Source organism: Vibrio sp. S457-15 (genome assembly GCF_000960545.1).
Classification (GTDB): domain Bacteria; phylum Pseudomonadota; class Gammaproteobacteria; order Enterobacterales; family Vibrionaceae; genus Vibrio; species Vibrio parahaemolyticus.
This window is the reverse complement of sequence record NZ_JYOQ01000065.1, coordinates 62,414-82,326: the sequence shown is the minus strand read 5'-3', so window position 1 is coordinate 82,326 and position 19,913 is coordinate 62,414. Positions and strand designations below refer to the sequence as shown.

General features: G+C 44.9%; 22 protein-coding genes and 1 pseudogene. 8 read left to right on the top strand and 15 right to left on the bottom strand.

What is annotated here, in order from left to right:
- Positions 1 to 68: 68 nt before the first annotated feature.
- From UF05_RS08075 to accD, 4 genes and pseudogenes are all read right to left on the bottom strand, one after another.
- Positions 69 to 329 (bottom strand): DUF5062 family protein, encoded by a 261-nt coding sequence (locus UF05_RS08075; protein ID WP_045546010.1) that lies wholly within the window; start codon positions 327 to 329, stop codon positions 69 to 71.
- Between the two features lie 82 nt (positions 330 to 411).
- Positions 412 to 780, bottom strand: a pseudogene (locus UF05_RS08070) (threonine aldolase); the annotation flags it as partial.
- The gene (locus tag UF05_RS08065) at positions 781 to 1,641 is read right to left on the bottom strand and encodes an immunity 49 family protein (RefSeq protein WP_045546008.1); all 861 of its coding nucleotides are present in this window, start codon (positions 1,639 to 1,641) and stop codon (positions 781 to 783) included. It lies immediately after the preceding pseudogene.
- 240 nt (positions 1,642 to 1,881) lie between these two features.
- Positions 1,882 to 2,751: an acetyl-CoA carboxylase, carboxyltransferase subunit beta gene (gene accD, locus UF05_RS08060; protein WP_045546007.1), complete on the bottom strand. Its 870-nt coding sequence runs from the start codon at positions 2,749 to 2,751 to the stop codon at positions 1,882 to 1,884.
- Positions 2,752 to 2,860: 109 nt separating this feature from the next.
- On the opposite strand from accD, the gene UF05_RS08055 reads away from it, so the two are divergent.
- The 4 genes from UF05_RS08055 to UF05_RS08040 all read left to right on the top strand — a co-directional run bounded on the left by UF05_RS08055 (position 2,861) and on the right by UF05_RS08040 (position 7,164).
- The gene (locus UF05_RS08055; protein WP_045546006.1) at positions 2,861 to 3,766 is read left to right on the top strand and encodes a LysR family transcriptional regulator; all 906 of its coding nucleotides are present in this window, start codon (positions 2,861 to 2,863) and stop codon (positions 3,764 to 3,766) included.
- A 155-nt stretch (positions 3,767 to 3,921) separates the two neighbouring features.
- Positions 3,922 to 4,536 carry a 3'-5' exonuclease gene (locus UF05_RS08050; RefSeq protein ID WP_029862361.1) on the top strand — a complete coding sequence of 205 codons (615 nt, stop codon included), beginning with the start codon at positions 3,922 to 3,924 and terminating at the stop codon, positions 4,534 to 4,536.
- Between the two features lie 173 nt (positions 4,537 to 4,709).
- A complete protein-coding gene (locus tag UF05_RS08045) occupies positions 4,710 to 6,470 on the top strand; it encodes an ABC transporter ATP-binding protein/permease (RefSeq protein WP_045546005.1) in 1,761 nt (586 codons plus the stop codon).
- 301 nt (positions 6,471 to 6,771) lie between these two features.
- Positions 6,772 to 7,164 (top strand): hypothetical protein, encoded by a 393-nt coding sequence (locus UF05_RS08040; protein WP_017447613.1) that lies wholly within the window; start codon positions 6,772 to 6,774, stop codon positions 7,162 to 7,164.
- A 39-nt stretch (positions 7,165 to 7,203) separates the two neighbouring features.
- Here the strand turns inward: UF05_RS08040 and UF05_RS08035 are convergent, their stop codons facing one another.
- The 4 genes from UF05_RS08035 to UF05_RS08020 all read right to left on the bottom strand — a co-directional run bounded on the left by UF05_RS08035 (position 7,204) and on the right by UF05_RS08020 (position 10,861).
- The gene (locus UF05_RS08035; protein ID WP_045546004.1) at positions 7,204 to 8,208 is read right to left on the bottom strand and encodes a metal-dependent hydrolase; all 1,005 of its coding nucleotides are present in this window, start codon (positions 8,206 to 8,208) and stop codon (positions 7,204 to 7,206) included.
- Positions 8,209 to 8,541: 333 nt separating this feature from the next.
- A complete protein-coding gene (locus UF05_RS08030; protein WP_005454292.1) occupies positions 8,542 to 9,000 on the bottom strand; it encodes a hypothetical protein in 459 nt (152 codons plus the stop codon).
- A gap of 94 nt (positions 9,001 to 9,094) precedes the next feature.
- Positions 9,095 to 10,123, bottom strand: a complete 1,029-nt coding sequence (locus tag UF05_RS08025; RefSeq protein ID WP_045546003.1) for a phospholipase A — start codon at positions 10,121 to 10,123, stop codon at positions 9,095 to 9,097.
- A gap of 234 nt (positions 10,124 to 10,357) precedes the next feature.
- The gene (locus UF05_RS08020; RefSeq protein ID WP_045546002.1) at positions 10,358 to 10,861 is read right to left on the bottom strand and encodes a DUF2938 domain-containing protein; all 504 of its coding nucleotides are present in this window, start codon (positions 10,859 to 10,861) and stop codon (positions 10,358 to 10,360) included.
- An 84-nt stretch (positions 10,862 to 10,945) separates the two neighbouring features.
- On the opposite strand from UF05_RS08020, the gene UF05_RS08015 reads away from it, so the two are divergent.
- Positions 10,946 to 11,353, top strand: coding sequence for a helix-turn-helix domain-containing protein (locus UF05_RS08015; RefSeq protein ID WP_024702916.1), 408 nt, complete (start codon positions 10,946 to 10,948; stop codon positions 11,351 to 11,353).
- A 64-nt stretch (positions 11,354 to 11,417) separates the two neighbouring features.
- On the opposite strand, the gene def is transcribed toward UF05_RS08015, so the two are convergent.
- The 5 genes from def to UF05_RS07990 all read right to left on the bottom strand — a co-directional run bounded on the left by def (position 11,418) and on the right by UF05_RS07990 (position 16,193).
- Positions 11,418 to 11,924 (bottom strand): peptide deformylase, encoded by a 507-nt coding sequence (def, locus tag UF05_RS08010; RefSeq protein ID WP_020842054.1) that lies wholly within the window; start codon positions 11,922 to 11,924, stop codon positions 11,418 to 11,420.
- A gap of 204 nt (positions 11,925 to 12,128) precedes the next feature.
- The gene (locus tag UF05_RS08005; protein ID WP_005395194.1) at positions 12,129 to 12,380 is read right to left on the bottom strand and encodes a DUF2999 family protein; all 252 of its coding nucleotides are present in this window, start codon (positions 12,378 to 12,380) and stop codon (positions 12,129 to 12,131) included.
- Positions 12,381 to 12,480: 100 nt separating this feature from the next.
- Positions 12,481 to 13,926: an AGE family epimerase/isomerase gene (locus tag UF05_RS08000; protein WP_045546001.1), complete on the bottom strand. Its 1,446-nt coding sequence runs from the start codon at positions 13,924 to 13,926 to the stop codon at positions 12,481 to 12,483.
- Between the two features lie 113 nt (positions 13,927 to 14,039).
- A complete protein-coding gene (locus UF05_RS07995; RefSeq protein WP_045546050.1) occupies positions 14,040 to 14,576 on the bottom strand; it encodes an AAA family ATPase in 537 nt (178 codons plus the stop codon).
- A gap of 270 nt (positions 14,577 to 14,846) precedes the next feature.
- Complete coding sequence (locus tag UF05_RS07990; RefSeq protein WP_025631891.1) at positions 14,847 to 16,193, bottom strand: magnesium transporter; 1,347 nt, start codon at positions 16,191 to 16,193, stop codon at positions 14,847 to 14,849.
- A gap of 212 nt (positions 16,194 to 16,405) precedes the next feature.
- Between UF05_RS07990 and UF05_RS07985 the strand changes: the two genes are divergently transcribed.
- On the top strand, positions 16,406 to 17,281 hold the full coding sequence (locus tag UF05_RS07985; RefSeq protein WP_045546000.1) for a universal stress protein: 876 nt from the start codon (positions 16,406 to 16,408) through the stop codon (positions 17,279 to 17,281).
- A gap of 45 nt (positions 17,282 to 17,326) precedes the next feature.
- On the opposite strand, the gene UF05_RS07980 is transcribed toward UF05_RS07985, so the two are convergent.
- A complete protein-coding gene (locus UF05_RS07980; protein ID WP_045545999.1) occupies positions 17,327 to 17,716 on the bottom strand; it encodes a MazG nucleotide pyrophosphohydrolase domain-containing protein in 390 nt (129 codons plus the stop codon).
- Between the two features lie 26 nt (positions 17,717 to 17,742).
- A complete protein-coding gene (locus tag UF05_RS07975; RefSeq protein WP_045546049.1) occupies positions 17,743 to 18,171 on the bottom strand; it encodes a PaaI family thioesterase in 429 nt (142 codons plus the stop codon).
- A 210-nt stretch (positions 18,172 to 18,381) separates the two neighbouring features.
- Between UF05_RS07975 and gloA the strand changes: the two genes are divergently transcribed.
- Together gloA and UF05_RS07965 are read left to right on the top strand one after the other, a co-directional pair.
- Complete coding sequence (gene gloA, locus UF05_RS07970; RefSeq protein WP_045545998.1) at positions 18,382 to 18,768, top strand: lactoylglutathione lyase; 387 nt, start codon at positions 18,382 to 18,384, stop codon at positions 18,766 to 18,768.
- Positions 18,769 to 18,779: 11 nt separating this feature from the next.
- Positions 18,780 to 19,880, top strand: coding sequence for an alkene reductase (locus UF05_RS07965; RefSeq protein WP_045545997.1), 1,101 nt, complete (start codon positions 18,780 to 18,782; stop codon positions 19,878 to 19,880).
- The last annotated feature ends 33 nt before the right edge of the window (positions 19,881 to 19,913 follow it).

Genomic DNA, 19,913 nt, shown 5'->3' with positions numbered 1-19,913 from the left:
AAGATCAGACAAGGCGAACCATCTGGCTCGCCTTGTGAATTAATGACCTATGTAACTTCTTGAGGTTTTTACTTTAGAGGGTCGTTGTCTGGCAACGCACTGTGTATCCATACTGCCAGTCGGTGTTTGATGCTTGCGCCATCTAGCTTGCTTTCCGGTAGTGGCGTGATCTGTTTTGCATCGACCAAGAATAGGTAAATCGCTTTTACTCTTAGAGGCTGTAGTGACTGAGGAAGGTCAAAACCTTGTAGCTTCGCCATCTTTCCACCAATCTCTAGTGCCTTCTTAACCAGTTTGTCTTCATTGTGAAGCTTGGAGCTTTTTGACATTGATAAATCCTCTTCTTCGCTTCAATTAAGAATACATGAAGTGTCACGTATGGCGTGTTAGTAAGCTCGCATATTGATAAGTTTATGCCTTATCACCGAGTAACTGGTTGAAAAATGACCTTAATTCTTCGTCACCAAGGTTGAGCAGGTAGTCACCGACATACCACTCAACGATGGATTGATGTGGATGTGCCGTGACTTGCGGATTACCAAACCAAATGCCCTTCTCTGTAGCAAAAGTATGTTGGAGTTCTTTCAACTTTTCACAGCTGAAAGGCAGGATAAGGTGCAACATGTTTGCTTGAGGCTGGGTTGGTCTCACCGCCAAAGATGGGAACTCTTCGATGATCTCGTAGATCTGCTTTGTTCGCTCAAACAGAGCCCGCAGCTGCGCCAACCTTTCATCGAACGCCATTGCCGCAGACACTACATAAGGTGTTCTATTAATGATTTATTTAGAACAGAGATCATGCTCACCGTAAACGAGCCATTTCGGCAAATATGCGGCTTCTGGAATCGTCCAGCCATACTTATCGTATGCCAATGCAGCAAGACCAGTCAGTTTCAGAGAAACATTTCCTTTTGGCGAATAACGAACATCTTCATTCATATAGAACTGGTAATGCGCCTCTAACGCCCCCCTCAGTGCTTCTTGATAATGTGACTCATCGCCATCGATAATGGCAACAAACACATTCACAAATGGTATAAACAGAGAATGTACATATGGCACTCTGGTTGATTCTAAATATTGCGGGGAGGATTTCTCCATCACAGTTTGCAATAACTCAGGTAACGCGGATGAATTGCTAAATACACCGTTAACGAACTCGACCAGCGCAATATCGAAAGGATCTTTTAAACGCACTAACGACTCATCCATGATGGTCATCAGCTCTACGCAACGCCAATCTCTCGCGGCCATCGCTAAACAGATTTCATCCAACCATGCATCCATTGTTCCTTCTGCAATAGAACGGTTACCCACTTCCGAAAAGTGTCGGTGCCCGACGGAGAATTCAACCACTTGGTCTGAATGATTGGCCAACAAGTACACGTTATTCAGTAGCTCGAGCGCCCTTTTTATATAAGCTGGCGAAGCCTGATGTTGTCCGAATTCGGAGGCCATAAAAAATGCATGAAGTGACTGCCAAGCATCGCCACTCATTCTTTTGAGAGGTTGCTGGTAAAAGGATTGCTCTTCATCAAGCATTTTTTCCCAAAAGGTGTAGAAGCGTTCGTCTTCTTTACGAAAAATACGCAATTTTCTTTCTTCAGGTATCTCTAAATAGTGATTTTCCATTGGTTCCATCGTTCCCTAGCCTCGCATTATAAGTTGTTCTAATTTTTTGCCGTGATGATATTCATCCTCAAAATCAAGCCGTGAATGATGCCGAAGTTGATTTATAAAATCAATTTATAATCAGTATGTTGTATCGAAAGTTAATGCTTAATTGAAATGAATCGAAAAGCCGCCTTTTACGCCACCAAATCAATCGATTGCATAGCGGTGAGTATCTTAAAGAACATATAAAGCATGAGCCAACCGCAATTACTTAACTTCTAGTCGGATGCTTGTATTGGTGAGCTTTGCTATCAACCCACCTATTCTCGCGCGCATATCGTGCCTTTGCACAATCATATCTAAAGCGCCATGCTCAAGCAGAAACTCGCTTTGTTGAAAGCCATCCGGTAGCTTTTCTCGTACAGTTTGCTCAATCACGCGACGTCCTGCAAACCCGATTCTTGCTGCTGGCTCACCGATATTGATGTCCCCCAGCATTGCCAAGCTTGCCGAGACGCCGCCAAAGGTTTGATCGGTCAATACCGAGATATAAGGCAAGCGCGCATTGGATAAACGCTCCAACGCAGCGCTGGTTTTGGCCATTTGCATTAAAGCCATCAGCGACTCTTGCATACGTGCGCCACCACACGCAGAAAAGCAAACTAACCCGCAATTTTCCTCTATCGCCGTATTCACGGCATCAACAAAACGAGCACCCACAACCGACCCCATCGAGCCAGCCATGAAAGAGAACTCGAACGCGCAAGCCACGATGGGTAAGCCCAACAGCTCGCCTTTCATTACGACCAACGCATCTTTCTCGCCAGTACTCTTTTGAGCCAGAGCAAGACGCTCTTTGTAGCGTTTCTTGTCCTTAAAATTGAGCAGATCTTTCGGCTCATATTCGCTAGCAAGCTCTATACGCTCACCTTTGTCCAAAAAGCTGTCTAAACGATGTCGCGCAGACATTCGCAAATGGTGCTGACACTTGGGACAAACTTCCAAGTTTTCCTTGAGCGCGATGCGATACAGCACTTGGTCACAAGACGGACACTTAGTCCATACGCCTTCCGGAATCGACGCTTTACGCGTATTGATGATGTTCTTTTTATCTAATAGTTTTTCTAGCCAACTCATTGGAAAACCTTTATGCCCAAACAACAGTAACTTGCATTGTATAAACCCGTTTTAAGTAATAAAGTGCAACTTATTGGTTTTATAGTTCAACAAAATGGGATTAATAGAGATGCTTGAGAAAATTGATCAGCAATGGCTAAAAAGCTTCCATTGTGTCTACGAGAACAATAGCTTCAAAAGAGCCGCCGAGTTTTTATCTCTGCCGACATCAAATGTCAGTCGCCACATTGCGTTACTTGAAGAACAGCTTGATGTGCGTTTATTCGACAGAACGACTCGACGAATCTGTGCAACAGACGCTGGAGAACAGCTCTATTTACGCACACAGCCTTTGTTAGACAAACTGAATGATGCGCTTGAAGAAGTGACGCAACACTCTCGTGAGGTCATGGGGCAACTCAACGTTGTCATGCCAGATTCACCAGAACTAGCTAAAGCCGTCGTCTCTTTTTGTGCTCAGTACTCTGCTATTTCATTGAATTGCGAGACGAACCTAAGCCCTAAAGAGGACTTGCTCGATGGGTTTGACGTTATCTTGAGTTTTCACCGCGGCAAGCTTGAAGACAGCAATTGGATTGCAAAAGAGATCAAGCGTTGGCCGAGTGTTGTGGTCGCGTCACCTAAGCTACTGCACACACGTCAGAGGCCTTTCAAAATTACCGATTTGAAGCACGTTCCTTGTATTAGCAGCTTCACTGCATTGAAAGGTACACCTTGGGTTTTCAAAAACTCAGAAGGAGAACAGATAACTCAACGAGTAAAATCTGCATTTAAGGTCAACAGTGGGCAACTTGCTAAAGCCGGCGCGTTAGCAGGATTCGGCTTTGCGATTCTACCTATCGAGTTTTGCCATGAAGAAATCGAATCAGGAGATCTGGAAGTGATCGAACTGGAATATGAACCAAAAGATTTGGTGTTGTATGCCTTTTACGCTTCCAGAAAACACTTAGCCAAGAAGATCCCGGCGTTTATCGAGCACTTAAAACGCCAAGCGAATAACGAAGCAAGTGGGTAAAGCCGTAAACTTACCTGTTACTGTCCATACATTGTGAACCAGAAAGGCTGACTTTGTAGAATCCAAATAGACAAAGGAGCACCGTTGAATTCGCCTTTCTTTTTCTGTCGCTTTCAATAATACTCTTGCGCAATATTACTCAGCTGGAAAACTTCATGCCTCAAGCAAACTCTGTGGTCGTACTCGACTTTGAAACCACTGGTCTCTCTCCTACTTTGGGTGACCGCGCAATAGAAATTGGTGCGGTAAAGTTAGTCGATGGCGAGGTTGTCGATAGTTTTCAGCAACTCATGAATCCCGGTTTCAGAGTGAGCTCCTTCATTGAGAACTACACCGGCATTACCAATAACATGTTACGAACGGCACCAAGCTGCGAAGAGGTCATGGCATCATTTAGTGAGTTCATTGCTGGCGAGAACCTTATCGCTCATAACGCTTCATTCGATAAACGATTTTTAGATGCAGAGCTTGAGCGAATCAACTGTGGTTATTCAGGTGAGTTTGCTTGCTCCTTACTGGTGGCAAGACGGCTCATTCAAGATGCTCCATCACACAAACTAGGTGAACTTGTTCGCTATAAAAATATCGACAACGACGGTATTTTCCACCGCGCACTAGCCGATGCACAAATGACGGCCAAGCTTTGGCTCTTAATGGTCGAAGGATTAGAAAACTCAGGTATCGTTAAGCCAAGTTTTCAGTTGATGCAAACAGTTAGTAAAACAGCAAAAGGAAAGGTCGACCTGCTACTCGCCAAAAGCCGAGCTTAACTCCCTCCCAACTAAAATCTGGTTCTAGTCTCTTAGGCATTTAAGCAATTTTCGATAGACATAAGATATTGAGCATCCCAGTGAACTTCCTACTCCGATAACAGCAGTTCACTGGTCTCCCCTACCAAACTGGCTTACTATGCCAGTTACCTAAAACGCTTTGTGAGTCACTCATGAGCCGAAAAAATAACAAAAATCTCAGCATTCTTCTTAAACTCAACACCTTTATTGCGCCTTATAAATGGCGGGTTGCAGCAGCCTTGGTTGCACTTGTCGCAACAGCAAGTTTAACGTTATCCGTTGGTTATGGAATACGTATTCTTATCGACCAAGGGTTTGCACAGCAATCATTGCAAGAGCTTACCAATGCGATTCAGTTTATTGTTGGTGTCACACTGTGTATTGCCATTGGGACGTTCTTTCGCTTCTACCTTGTATCTTCGGTGGGTGAGCGTGTCAGTGCGGATATTCGCCTTGCGGTGTTTAACCATGTGATTACGCTGCATCCGAGCTATTTTGAGACCAACAGTAGCGGCGATATTATGTCGCGCCTGACTACCGATACCACGCTGCTGCAAAGCATTATTGGTTCATCGTTCTCGATGGCGATGCGTAGCGCTTTGATGTGTTTTGGAGCCATCATAATGTTGTTTGCCACCAACGTTAAGCTCACGCTGATTGTGCTAGCTTCTGTGCCTTTGGTTTTGGTTCCGATTTTGTTTTATGGACGACGCGTGCGTGCGCTCTCTCGCCAAAGTCAGGACTCAATGGCCGATGTCGGCAGCTACGCAGGTGAAGCGATAGAACATATTAAAACCGTGCAAAGTTTTAGCTCAGAGCCGTACGAACGAGCGGCTTTCGCTGTCGAGGTGGAAAAAGCATATGAAGTGGGCAGACAGAGAGTAAAACAACGCGCGATCCTGATATCTGGCGTTATTGTGATTGTGTTCAGCGCAATTGCGGGCATGCTTTGGGTTGGCGGCAGCGATGTGATTCACGGAAAGATGTCTGCGGGAGACCTAGCAGCGTTTGTGTTTTATGCCATTATGGTTGCCTCATCGACTGCAACCATTTCTGAAGTCATGGGTGAACTGCAAAGGGCCGCTGGCGCTACCGAGCGACTGATTGAGATCCTTCAAGTAGAAAGCGATATTAAAGCACCAAGCAACCATTTGCCTGTCCGCTCAGACATGTCTGCTGAAGTTAGCTTTAAGTCGGTGAATTTCAACTACCCTTCTCGCCCAAATCAACCTGCTATCAAAGGATTAAACCTAACCGCTGAACAAGGCAAAGTATTGGCGTTGGTTGGCCCTTCCGGTGCAGGTAAAACAACGCTATTCGAACTGCTGCAACGCTTTTATGACCCACAACAGGGGCAAGTGTTGTTTGGTGGCGAAGACATTCGACAGTTCGATCCAAACGAGCTTCGACGCCAAATGGCACTCGTACCTCAACAACCAGCGCTGTTTAGCCATGATGTGTTTCACAATATTCGTTACGGCAATCCAGAAGCCACGGATGAACAAGTCATCGAAGCCGCCAAAAAAGCCCATGCCCATGAGTTTATTGAGAAGCTTCCCGAAGGCTATCACAGCTTTTTAGGTGAGCGCGGCGTTAGGCTATCAGGCGGTCAAAAGCAGCGCATTGCTATTGCTCGCGCGATTCTAAAAGATCCAAAAATCTTACTGCTGGATGAAGCCACCAGCGCCCTTGATAGTGAAAGTGAACATCACGTTCAGCAAGCACTTGAAGCACTGATGAAAGGACGCACAACGCTGATCATTGCTCATCGTCTTTCGACTATCCAACATGCGGATAAAATTGCGGTGCTGGACAATGGTGAGTTAGTCGATGTTGGTAACCACCAATCATTAATGCAAAGCTGTGAGTTGTATCAGCGACTTGTGGCGTTGCAATTTAAGCACTTAGAGTAGCGCCTAGTTAAGCCCCTAAAACAAGCAAAGGCGAACCAAACGGTTCGCCTTTTTCTGTTCATTCACTTCCGTGAACTTTGTGCAATCCAAACATCCTTTCGCTCATCTAAAAAACCTCACTCCACTATTTCACTACTCCACCACTCCACTTAGAAGACGAACAACTTCACTCGTAACCAATCTGTTTTCAAAATAGGAAATCACCACTGTAAAAGTTCACCGCGTTTTGTCTTGCTGACTATGGTTACAATATTTGTGAAATCAATGCCTTTAAACCAAATTACTAGAAAGTGGCACCGATATGAACAGCGAAGCGAAACAACTTTTTTATCATTTATGTCAGCAATACGATGCGCTCTCTCAAGATTTAGAGTCTCGCGCGTTTCCTGAGTTTTCCGAGACCATCACTCATCCGCTTGGACACTGCTTTGTCCGTTGCACTGTAGGCAGTCAGCGCTTTTCCATTGTTGCAGTCAACTTTGCGCCCTCCGTTCGCGGGCAAGGTGTGCTTACTGCATTTATCGACTACATTAAAAGCCATCCATATCATTACCAAGGCGTTGAAGTCGCTATCATTGAAAACAAAAGCTTAGCAAAACGACTGTTGTCTCTTGGATGGAAGTACAAATCTCTGTTTAGCAAGATCTTCTTTGCTAATAAGCCGACGCTGGTGAAGGACTTTCAATCGGCTTGATAGTCACTGAGTCACTCCCCATGTAACCCAAGTAAACGCTCAGTCAAAGTCCGTAAGCATATTGAGAAAAGTTTGGCGGTCTTCCGCTGTACTACCTCGATGAGCAGTGTATTCGACGTGTTCGTCCGCGCTGGCTTTCGGGGATAGATTGATGCCCCACAGCGCATTAATTTGGTTTGGCACGATGGAGTAACGCACATCAACAATTCGCATTTCGTCATCCGGGTCTTGCACTACAAAACCATTTGAAAACCAACGGAAACGTTCAATATCTTTCGCTTGCTGAGATTGTGGGTCGAGCCATGGAAATTGTGTTTTTACATTGAGCTTTGGTGTGGATTCGCCAGGATAGATTTTTATTGAGCGCCCCACTCTTACCGCATCCACATAGTAGTTATCTTCCGTTTCATAAATCACTTTCCAGACCAAAAGATTGCCGAAGGTTGGTTTTGCTTTTAGCTGCACAGCGCTGTGCTGTCGCTCTTTGACAATCTTCCATCCGGCCGCTTCTGCTCTATCTCGTTGAATAACACCAAGTGTCAGATAAGCCAGAGACCATAGAAATGCGACACGCGCGTAATTTCGATTTCGCTTCAGTGCGGCAAACAAAAGCAGGATCAAAATCGGAAGTGAGAAAGCGGGGTCGATAACCGAGATCGTATTCCAGGCATAGCGTGTGTTGCTTATCGGCCAAAAAAGCTGAGTCCCATAGCTGGTGCAAGCATCTAACAGCGCATGGGTGCTATAACCAAGGGCACAATAAAACCAACTCTGTTGAAAGTTTAGCTCTCGTCTTTTTGCAAACAACGGATACAACACTAAAGCACAGAGAAAACTGCCAAAAGGGATAAACAACAATGAATGGGTAAAGTGTCGGTGATATTCCAAAAACAGTAATGGGTCACTTGATGAACGGATAAGTATGTCCAAATCCGGAGCCATCCCAGAGGCCACGCCTAATACGCCAGCAGCCATAATATGCCGCTTGTTACTTGCAGACTGTGGCAAAGCAGCGCCTAGTAAACCTTGCGTTAACGGGTCCATTATTTACGCCCACCACGATAACGTAGGCGAGAGAGAAGGCATATGCGCTTCAAAATCGGTTCAAATTTAAAAACCAGAACGTTATCCGACATAAATTATCCGTATTTAAGTGGATTGGAAATCACGGCTTAATGATGCATTAAAGTGTTCGAAAACAAATGCTTTGATTTTAGTGTAAGAAGGAATCTCCCTATTCGCTAATGAGAAGCGAACCTGAAGCGAGGATCGTGGTGTACGTCAGAAGTCCAAAACGGCGGATTTTACAGACGTAAAATAAAACAAGGCGAACCAGATAGCTCGCCTTGTTTACTGAACGATTAACGACAAAAAACCTTAGTCTTGAGGGTTTTCTTTCGCGTTAATTTCAGCGTAAGTATGCAGAAGCTCTGTCAGTGTTTTCACCCAAGCAAAAACATCCGAAGGTGTATTTTCGAGTAGTTTTTCCACTAGTTCACAGTGTGTTTCTAACGTGATTGCCTCTTCCAAATGGAATGAAATCGCATAGAAATGCCAAAGCACCAATCGCGTCATTCGCTCGCTATTTTGCTTTGCATTGTCTGAGTCATCAAACGCTTGTTGAATTTCACTCAGTGCGATTGCTGTCATGCGTAGCATTGCATCAAGACGTGCAGACAACATACGGTCTTCGCTATCCACTTCTTCTTGATCAAAAGTAAACAGCTCATTCATCACGTCTTCTGGCACCATTTTACTGATCATGCGAGCACTAAACTCTTCCAGTTCATGGCGAGGCATGGTTACAAGACAATCGAAGGTGTAATCACGAAGCATAAAATCACTCTAGGTTGGAAATCAATTTTAGCCACGCATTCTAAATACTGAAATCTCAATTGCCAGCGTTTATTTCTATTGGACTATCGAAAAACTACAGAACACCGTTGATCGCGATACCAACACCAATGCGCTGCTGATTATGGTCGTAGTCAATTAGGCTTTTTCCGTATCCAGTCGAGTATTGAGCATATCCCCTAACTTTTCCCCAAATTGGAAACAACAAACCTATCTCAGCATAGCCTTTATGCGTTTTGAAGTTCTCGCGCCCCAAGAACGTCAACTCGTAATCGTCCCATTTGTAGGCACTTGTTAGCTCAAAATGCCCCATGTAATCTTCGATATCTGGGTTATCATCACCTTTAGGATCATTCGGAAAGGTTTTTTCGTCCTCAGGTATGCGCCACCAAGGCTGGATAGAGGCGACAAAATTGTCTTTCGCAAAGGTTAAGTTGGTATAAACGCGGTTCCAACTGCGCGATAGCTCTTGTCTTTGACCATTTGATTCATGCTCAATACCAAACCCCAGCCAAGTTGAGCCACCAAGCGGCTGCCAACTTGTAGGAGTGAAGTAAAACAGCTCAGGGCGATAATTGGTTTCGCGAAACGGACGCGACGCATCCCCCGTGTATACCTGCCAGAACGATTTGAGCGTCATACCAAAAAACAGACCATCGCCGTCAAACAACAAATCGTCGTAGTTCATTGGTACTTTAAAGCTGATTTGAAACTCTGCCTCTTCCTTACGCAGTTCATCGCCGTATTTGGTGTCGGCATACGCACGTTTGTTTACGCGGTCACTATAAGTAAACGGAAGAATGTAGTTAATTCGATGTGCAACCAAGCTAAAAGGCTCGAACGCGGTTTGCTTTTCTGATTCCAAACGTTTATCGATCAAGCTTTCCTGCGGTTCTTCTGATTCTTTCGTTGTTGATTCGACAGACACAGTGCTCGTGACGGTATCTAACTCACACTGCTTGCGAATGCTCTCGATCGTTTCTTCGCCATTGCTTTTTTTGATTGTTTCTAGCAAACATAAATCGTATGCGCTTGCGGTCTCTCCCATCGCCACCGGAGCTACTAATAAACTCAGTATCGATATCCCTGTCGCTTTTGAAGCCATCTGAAATCCTCAATAATCTTGATGTCAAACCAGACAATTCTAATTTTTATCGGTAAATCACTTGCCATAACGGAGTTAAGGTAATGTTAAATGTTGGCCGACTTTACGTCTTGGATTGATACGACAGATTTAAAAGATATCTGCTCACTATGAACAGAGCGCCAAAAAACAACCAAGAGTTGAGCATCATAAATCCAAACCGAAAACAGCACGTTTTTATGATGCTCATGCTCACTACATAAAATACTGACTCACACCTTTGATAGCGAATGCGGTAATGAATAAGCCCAATCCATAAGCCAAATGCGCCAATGTGCTAAGAAAACGAGCTTTCCAAGGTGTTGGGGTTTTACTGGCAGCAAAACCAAATCCTAGACAAGGTTGAATGACCAAAAATGGGAACACCAACGTTACCGCACCTGTAATTAAGCCAGGCGCTAGACTAGGCTCTACCAACCAATGATGACCAAAAGCAGCAATGTGAGCCAAAGCGAAAACAACGCCAATGGCATAGTGCAAAAACCAACCGAGTGCTTTTTCTCCCGGCATCGGGTCTGTTGACATAATTGGCGCATGCACAAGCTTCCCTTTTGGCATGCACAAAACCCAGCGCGCAACCAATGCATAATTTAATGAGGGAATACCAAACGCTCTCCTTTGTAACCAAGCCCATAAATCCATTATCAAAGTCGCACCAATCCCTATTAGCGCCGCTTGTAATCCTATTAAAAACAGCATTTTTCTCTCCTCAAGTTTTTGATTTGTTAAGGTCTTAGTTGCATGCTACAACTTAAAGCCAACTTGAAGTCAATGAGGAATAGTATGGATATTGCAGAAGTGGTTATAAAATCAGGATTGCCGACCTCAACACTCAGATACTACGAACAATTGGGGTTAATTCGCTCAATAGGAAGGAATGGATTGAGACGTCAATATTCGCCAGAGGTACTCAGTAAACTCAACTTAATTAGTTTAGGGCGTATCGCTGGAATATCACTTAACGAAATGGCAGAAATGTTGAATCACTCAGAAGGTTCAAAACCATACATTGATCGTGACTTACTGGCGAAAAAGGCGCTTGAGATTGATGAGCAAATAACACGTTTGAAAGCGGTGCGAGACAGCCTAAACCATGTTGCCTCCTGCCCTCATGAGTCACATATGGACTGCTCTTCATTTCAGAGGCTTATGAAGGTCGTAAAGCGTTATGTCCCCAAAAAACCGAGATAAACCACTCTACTTATCCTTGATTTAAAAGGAAGCAACTCGCGGTTGTGAGTTACTTCCTCCCATCTTACTTAGCTTGCGCTTTTACGTACTTCTTCACTTTTTTCATCGCCATTTTTTGCTTTAACGGTGAAAGGTAATCAATGAACAAGTTACCAGATAGGTGATCGATTTCATGCTGCATCACAATCGCCAAGAACTCATCGCTCTCGATTGTAATCGGGTTGCCATCACGGTCCAATGCAGACACAACAACTGATGTGTAACGCTCTACATCGGCGTAGTATTCGGGAACAGATAGGCACCCTTCTTGGCCAAGCGCTTTGTTTTCTCCGCTCACCACTTCTGGGTTGACTAAGATTAAAGGATCATTGCGTTCGTCAGAGATATCAATGACAACAACCGCCTCTTTTCTGCCCACTTGGGTTGAAGCTAAACCGATGCCATTGCCCGTTGCGTAAAGTGTTTCTAGCATATCGTCGATCAACGTTTGTACTGTCGATACATCAGTGACTTTTTCTGCTTTTACTTTAAGTCTTGGGTCTGGAATGGAGAGAATTTCGAGGACTGCCATACTTACCTTTCGTTATCTGTAAATCCTAATTTCCGGCGAATTATACACACGTTTGGGCAGACATAAACATGTTGAGTTTTCGTGGGAAGACCGTTTCGTCTAAAACATTCGATTTTGCTTGAGACCAAAGAGGCACAAAGGAAGAGAAAACAATAACGCCAGAACCATTTGGCTCTGGCGTTATTGTTTTTATCGAAAACTCGATTACTGCTGTAGCTTCGCTTTGGCTTCTACTACTTTGGAGAAGTCTAGGCCTAGCTCTTCCACTGCTTCTTTAATCAGTACAGGGTTTTGCATTACCTGCGCCATTAACGCTTGAAGCTGATCTTGTGGCAGACCTAGTTGGCTGATAGTTGCCATTGCAGCCAGAGGGTTTTGAGTTAACGCCTGAAATAGCTCGTTGATTTGCTCGTCGCTAATATTGTTTTCTTTCAACATCGCAAGAATCGGGTTCATCAAATTACCTTTAAATACTATGTAAAACAGACTCGCAGTTTACCATTGGGTTTTGTTAGTTTGCACGCAGACTTTAACCACCACACCACCATCGACCAAGTTATGGTCGAATATTAGTGAACGTTGCAGTAGTGACTCCATCACTTTGCGACGAAAGCGCTTTTATATCCGCGTTAAAGTAATATGGATTAAGTGGCATTTTACTCTCGGCTGGTCGCGCGTAGTAAAGCTTGGCAGGCTGTTTTGCCATTTGTTGCGCGTACAAATACCCGACCAACGCATGTTCAAACTGGTGGTAACCATTTCCCCAATGGAACGCTTTGGTTGATTTAGGATTCAGACCAACACCTCCGTATTGATGATCCACCCACACGTCCATAAAGGTGGGTAATGTATATTGAAGCGTTTCTTTCATCGAACCATCGACAAGAGAAACCGTCATCGCCGCTTGATCGAGTTCTGCCCATTCCCAAGACGAGCTGTAATGCTTGTGCGGTCTTGATTGCCAAGCAGGAATGCTCTCTTCTCTCCATTTACTCTGCCATTCTGGAGAGAAGAGCGCTTTGACTTGCTCAAAGTTTTGCTGGTATTGCGCTTGTTTAAGCGTGTGTTTCATTCCTTTGAAACCAAACTCAGTCCAATTGGAATTCTCCAACAACTGACCAGTGAGATACGTCATCCAATACGCTTTGATGGTGTGTCCAAAATCATTGTGTTTTGCATCAGGCATCATTACCGCTTTGTGGTGTATCGCGCCATAAAAGCGCTGCTCTTTGTCGGAGTGGTAGTTATCCAGCATCACTTGCGTCAGCCATTGCAGATCTTGCTTCCACTTGGCTTGCGCTGGCTCTGGTAAAAGTGGCGCCGTTAGCAACAGATAGCCATTAATTTGGTCAAGTTGAGCGACTAACTCTTGCTGCTTCTCACTTTCCCCATCACCATCTTTCAAAACCCACGCCAGACCGCGATCATCGCTTCGTCGGTATTGTTTAAATATAAACGCTTGCTGGTCGATAAGTGCTTGTTCAACCTTTGGATCTTGCGTCAAGTAGTAGTACATCGCCAAGCCCACCAAGGCGTAAGCTTGGTCTTGAGAAGTTCGCTGTTGCCACTCCATCCCCGGTTTTCCACTACGCGTAAAGCTCACGAAGCCGCCGTTTTTCTCATCTTGTAGATGATCAATCAGGTAATAAGCCCCTTTCTTGGCTAGCTCTAATGCTTGTTTGTCACCCGTAAGATGAAAAAGCACGCCATAAGCGTAAGTTTGGCGCGATTTCATGCGTGTGTATTCGCGATCGAAGTGCGGGCTAATCCACCCTTTGTTTAATTCTTCACACGGCTTTTGTGGGTCGAGAATGACACCGTTATCACAACGAAATGTCGGAAAATTCCCCGCAGGTTGCCCATGCGCACTTTCCATCATCCAATATGGCGCTAGACCATTCGTCACATGGTTTAACCAATCATCCCCCGAAGGCAGGTCCACATCAGCAAAGCTGTTTATGCTCGTCGTTGCGAGCAATAAGGTAAGATATTTAAAAGACATAATACTCAATTAAGTTATTGAATTTTATCCAGTATAAATAACTCCCTTTACACATATTGTCGTCGTGGTCACAATCGCCTTACGCATTTGTTTGCATTATTCACCTGTCTGCCTTATTCGATGACTGAGTCGAGAATAAACGCCACTCTGTCTTCGACTGACATTTTGGGCACTTCGATCAATTGATAACCAAACTTGTGGTATGCATCGACCATCTGTTGATATGTGGCGACCGCTTCAGAAAAATCTTGCTTTCGCTCTTCATCGTTGCTGAATATCGATGCCCACGGTGGAAAAATGAATACTTGAGAATGATAACGAAGCGTTTGGCAATGCGTGATGAGCTCATGCGAAATTGGCAAACGCTCCAACTTGCTGTAGCCATATACGTCCACAATACTGCGATCAAAAAATACGTCCCCTTGGTGGGCATTGAAAGATCGGTAATTGCCCACTTCTTCTTTTGTCATTTCGTCTCTAAAGGCTTGTTTGTCATTCCAAGGTAATGCTGAACCGTGATTCGCAACCTGCATTTGTATCACGTGACGACCTGTTTCTGGCGCGCAGATAAAGCCTTGTATTTTTAGTTGTTCGATAACCGAGGTTTTTCCTGCACCGGGACCACCAGTGAATACGATGAGTTTGTTCAAAATCTTTTCCTTATTTTTTGTTTGAGTGAAGTAATGCGTGTACGGCCAAGAAAATTGGCATGGCATTTGGCACACCAGCGTTAAGCGAGATCGGCAATGGAAAGTTTTGGGATAGAAATGAGCAGTGGAAAATATTGATGAAATGAAAGCTTAAACGACGTGTTCAGCGTTTATGAAAACGGAGGAATTTTGAGCGAATCAAACTTGCCCAAAATATTGGGTTGGGAAATGGAGAGATTGGATCATCAGGTTAACGCGTCAATTGGCTTTCTATATCAAGAAGATTGCACCTAAGCCTAAGAACGCAAAGAAACCGACGACATCGGTAACGGTTGTTAATACTACCGAGCCAGCCACGGCGGGGTCAATGTTAAACTTCTTCAACGTGAATGGTATCAACGTCCCCGATGCCGCGGCCGCCAAACTATTGAGGAAAATTGCACAACAGATAATAAGCGCCAATGGCCAAGAGTCAAACACCATGTAAACGACACCCGCGATGACTAATCCCATGATCAAGCCATTAATGGTGGCGATTTTTAATTCCTTATTCACCAATAGCTTCAAGTTACTTTGGTGCAAATGGTTCAATGCGATACCCCGAATGGCCACCGCTAAGGTTTGGCTACCTGCGATGCCGCCCATACTCGCCACAACGGGCATTAAGATAGCAAGCGCAACGACTTGCTCGACCACATTATCAAAAATACCAATGATGGCAGAGGCAACAAAAGCGGTCAGCAAGTTAATCACCAACCAAAGTGCTCTTAGCCTTGTCGCCACAGTTAATGGTGTGAACAAATCTTCTTCACTTCGTACGTTTTCTGCCACTACAGCTTGTAGGCTGAGTTCACGCAAGGTAATCGCGATGGTCGCCATCGACAAAACGCCCATAATTTTGCCACCAGCCATGATAGGAAACCAATGCGCTCCACCATCAATCGAGACCTGTTTACTGACGCTTTGAATCGTTTGGATATCTTCCAGAATTGGCGTGACTACGGTCAAGTCTGTGAGTTTGGTATGGTTCTCATGCAGCAACAGGGTTTGAGGTTCTATCGTCCCAATAACGCCTCCGACATCACGCACGATGATCAATCGCACCGGGCTTTGTCCACGTTTTAACAACTCGGTTTTGATGCCTCCTACGCTGTTTTTAGGATTTGCGACTAAAAAATGCGGCTCGGCATATCTCCCCACTTTGTTATCTTCATACGACAGCGCTTGTTGAATGTACGCGACCGACTCTTCACTTTGGTCGATAAGGTACTCATCCACAAACTCGGTCGGTAGAAAGTCTGCAAAGATGATCAGTTCCGAATCCGTGATGTACGCTAAGCGTTCATGTTGCAGCTCTTTGTTGAGTGATTGATGAATGTGCTTGGCGGTATCGTATCGCAGCAAATTTAATACCGTCCAGTACTTCTCTGGCGGCACCGCTTCTATCACGCGTTTACGATAAGCAATGTTGACCGACTCCAAAATGTTCGCGATTTGCGCTTCCTGATAGTCTTTCAAAAAACTGAGGTCTTCGGTCGACTCTATCGCTTTAATGATCTCGGCAAGCAAATGGGGCACTTTGCGATTAATTTGTAATTGGCTGGAATCTATCATCATTGTCACCGATTTCCTTGGGCATCACGTTAGTGTCAACACGATGTCTATTACCTAAAGGCATGAGATCCTGATGTTAAAATTCTAGGCAATGGCACGCACAATTGCGGAATTTATATTGTGCTCGCAGAAACAGAACGTCTTTGCATAAGGGGATGGTATAAACTTTTAGTGTGCATTAGGCGCATTTGCCTCGTTTGATAATGGAGTAATCAATGGCACCAGTATTTTTTCTGACTCAGCAAGCCGCCTTACCAAGTCGTAAGGTGCTTCGTAAAGTGATTCAGTTTGCGACAGCGCTGGCCCAACCCATCGTGGTATTGGTGGAAGATCACCGCCGGAGTGAAGATCACGCGTTCGCGCATTTCCTTAGTTTCAACTCTGACCATATAGAAAAGAGACAAGCTGAGTTTGAAGCTTGGACATCAAAATTTAAAGACTTCGTTATCGAACTTTGTGAAGAAGAGGAAGTTGAAACGCCAACACTCTCTTACGAGCATTTCAAAGGGAGTCATTGGATTACTCAAGTCGCGAAACGGCTTGTCGACCACACAGATTTACTGCTCGTGGGGCATTTTAACAAGTACGACATTCAAACCTTACTCACCGAGCTAGCAAAAAACGATTGTGATTTATTGCTATTAAGTGAGCGTTCATGGCCTTCTCACGCCAACATGCTTTGCGCGATAGATCCGCTTCATCGCGGAGATGCAAAATCAGTCGTAGATAAAGCCATCGTATCGCGAGGCTCAAAGCTAGAAAAAACCTTGGGCGGAAAAATGACGTTAGTTTACTGCCGCTACGTTGCGCCTTATCTGTCTCGCTATCGTGCAGAGATTTTGAGCAACCAAAAAGCAGGCATTACGGACTTTATTACTGCGCAAAAGTTAACTCGAGTACCACTACTGCTGCCAGAAGGAAACCCTGAAACGGCGTTACCAAAAGCAGTTAAGCAATCACAAGCGGCAATTCTGATTATGGGCGCGTGTAAACGAAGCATGTCATCCCAATTTTGGTCTGGCAGCACTGTAGACACGTTACTTGATCAACCGCCTTGTGACCTGCTGTTGGTCAATAGCACGAAGGGTTGATCAGACTTCCCCATTCTGCCGCATCTTAAATAATATCACGCGCAGTTATTGGCTCTTCATGGTCTCTAACTGCGTGGCTTCATGTTCCGCTTTCAAGGCTTGTTTCTGCTGCTGTTTAACCTCATCCCAACTGCGTCCCGATTCAATGGCAGATACACGCTGCTCGTATTTGGCGCAGGCTCTTTCGAGTACTTTCTCAGGATCTATGCCCTTTTCTCTTTCCAACGCTTTTAATACGTTAAGATAGTTCCACAACACATCGCCTAACTCGTCTTCCAAATGACAAAGGCGATCTTCACGAATCTCTTCACGGACTTCATCGACTTCTTTGCCAATGGCCTCCAGATAAGTCTCTACGCCTTTAAACCAAGTGTTGGTTTGGTCATATTGAGATTTTCTCGTCGCAATTGCGTACAGCTCATCAAATTTCTTCATTATCTCTCCGTAGAACGAGTTTTTATTTACGCTTCTTTAGGACGAATAAACTTCCCTTTTGCCGTCACTCTAACTTCATTATTGACCAGTAATTGAGCCACCAGTTGATATATACCGCGGCGTTCACCTTCACAGTGTGCAGTAATCGAGACATGCTCATCTAGCTCAATAGGTGCATGGTAGCGCACATCCAACTGCGCGGTAAGGGCTTGAATGTCTCTAAATAACAAACAGTGCGTCATTGCACCATCGAGCAGCGAACTCGCAATGCCACCATGCAACAGGTCTGTGTAACCTTGATGACGCGGTAAAACGTGAAACTCTCCGACAACAGAACCATCGGCTAGGCACTGGTAGTTCACAGCCAAAGAGTTCGGATTTGCATCGATTGAAGAACAAACCGCACATTGATAATGAGATTCGTGAGTGTAATGAAAGTGGCTGTTTGTGGACATGATAAGTACTCGGCTTGTAAAAGGAGTAATTAGCATATGCCAATTATTAAAAAGAAACGGCGAGTAATCTTTGTTTGCATGTTGTAGGGCCAATAACCTCATTGCCCATAACGTTAAATAATCATTTTCATAATTAACGATAATTTCCAGTTAATTTAGAGTAGCGATAAGGTTTGCACCGTGATTACGCAACGTTATGAAAGGCGACTTATGAAGTTTCTCCACACGATGATCCGTGTTGTTGACCTAGACAAATCTATCGAATTTTATACAAACGTTCTGGGAATGAGCGTTTTGGATCGTTTTGAAAACCAAGAATACCGTTACTCACTGGTGTTTGTTGGTAGCCCTGATCAACCAGATGGCGCGACCATCGAGCTAACTTACAACTGGGATTCCGGCAGTTACGACTTAGGTAACGCATTCGGTCACATAGCGCTTGGGTGTGAAGACATTTACGCAGCTTGCGAAAAAATCAAAGCGCTTGGCGGCAACGTCACTCGCGAACCCGGTCCAATGAAAGGTGGAGAAACGCACATCGCATTCATCAAAGATCCCGACGGCTACCCAATCGAACTGATTCAAACTAAACAATAACGAGGTTTCCTATGACAGACGCATTATTTCAACCGATTCAACTTGGCTCTCTCTCATTAAAAAACCGCATCGTTATGCCTCCGATGACGCGCTCTCGAGCCTCTCAACCGGGTAATGTTGCCAACGACATGATGGCGACCTACTACGCTCAACGCGCCGAAGCGGGATTAATCGTTGCTGAAGGCACGCAAATTTCACCAATGGGTCAAGGCTATGCGTGGACTCCGGGTATTTATAGCCCAGAGCAAATTGCTGGCTGGAAAAAAGTAACTGATGCAGTGCACGAGAAAGGCGGCGTTATCTTCGCGCAATTATGGCACGTAGGTCGTGTGACTCATCCTGACAACATCGGCGGCGAGCAACCTATTTCTTCTTCTGCGCTTAAAGCAGAAAACGTGAAAGTATTTATCGACAATGGCACAGACGAACCTGGCTTTGTCGACGTGGTTGAGCCACGTGAAATGACCAAACAAGACATCAAGAATGTTATTGAAGAATACCGCCAAGCCGCATTAAACGCGATAAAAGCTGGGTTTGATGGTGTCGAACTTCATGCAGCAAATGGCTACTTGGTTAACCAGTTTATCGATTCTGAAGCGAACAACCGCACCGATGAATACGGCGGCTCAATTGAAAACCGTCTGCGTTTTCTTGGTGAAGTGGTCGAAGCAATGACGCAAGCCATTGGCGCAGAGCGTGTTGGTGTTCGCCTTGCACCATTCACTTCGTTAAACGGCACCGTTGATAGCACACCTGTCAACACCTACACCGCTGCTGCTGCGCTGCTTGATAAACTCAATGTGGTTTACATTCACATTGCAGAAGTGGATTGGGACGACGCACCAGACACTCCGCACGACTTTAAAACCGCAGTTCGTGAGGCGTATAAAGGCAAACTGATCTATGCCGGTCGTTACAACGCAGAAAAGGCGCAACACGCGATTGAAAGTGGTTTAGCCGACATGATCGGTTTTGGTCGTCCGTTTGTTGCAAACCCAGACTTACCAAGCCGCATCAAGCATGGCTATCCGCTGGCAGAACATGACCCTACGACATTGTTCGGCGGCAATGAAAAAGGCTTAGTGGACTACCCTGCGTATCACGCGGGTTAATTCATCTGCGTAAAGCTGATTCGCAACTCGCGA